We start from the raw sequence: 639 nt of genomic DNA on the forward strand, positions 1-639 counted from the left end.
GTGTAGTGGGGCGGTGAACACCGCGCAATCTATGCACGACGTTATCAAGAGTACGAATCTCTTGGGGACGCCACTTACTTTAAGTGCTGTGTTATTAAAAGCTCGCCTGAATCGAGTCTAACTATTCAGTTGTCCTAGTGACACATTTTGTGTCCCCATCGTCTAGAGGCCTAGGACACCGCCCTTTCACGGCGGTAACAGGGGTTCGAATCCCCTTGGGGACGCCACTTATTTAAGTAGGTTATGTGTAGTGGGGCGGTGAACACCGCGCAATCTATACACGACGTTATCAAGAGTACGAATCTCTTGGGGACGCCACTTACTAAAGTGTTGTGTTATTAAAAGCTCGTCTGAATCGAGTCTAACTATTCAGTTGTCCTAGTGACACATTTGTGTCCCCATCGTCTAGAGGCCTAGGACACCGCCCTTTCACGGCGGTAACAGGGGTTCGAATCCCCTTGGGGACGCCACTTTCTAAAAGTGCTGTGTTGTTAAAAACTCGTCTGAATTGAGTCTAACTATTCAGTTGTCCTAGTGACACATTTTGTGTCCCCATCGTCTAGAGGCCTAGGACACCGCCCTTTCACGGCGGTAACAGGGGTTAGAATCGCCTTGGGGGCGCCAATTTATAAAAGTGCT

3 tRNA genes are annotated in these 639 nt (G+C 49.0%); all 3 read left to right on the forward strand.

The features are described from left to right. Nucleotides 1-151: 151 nt before the first annotated feature. The 3 genes from CWC28_RS21060 (at nucleotide 152) to CWC28_RS21070 (ending at nucleotide 624) form a co-directional block, all read left to right on the forward strand. Nucleotides 152-227 (forward strand) — tRNA-Glu (locus CWC28_RS21060). Nucleotides 228-394: 167 nt separating this feature from the next. Continuing rightward, nucleotides 395-470 (forward strand) — tRNA-Glu (locus tag CWC28_RS21065). A gap of 78 nt (nucleotides 471-548) precedes the next feature. Further along, a tRNA-Glu gene (locus CWC28_RS21070) sits at nucleotides 549-624 on the forward strand. Nucleotides 625-639: the final 15 nt, after the last annotated feature.

The sequence above is a fragment of the Pseudoalteromonas sp. S4492 genome (genome assembly GCF_005886115.1).
Lineage (GTDB): Bacteria > Pseudomonadota > Gammaproteobacteria > Enterobacterales > Alteromonadaceae > Pseudoalteromonas > Pseudoalteromonas gelatinilytica.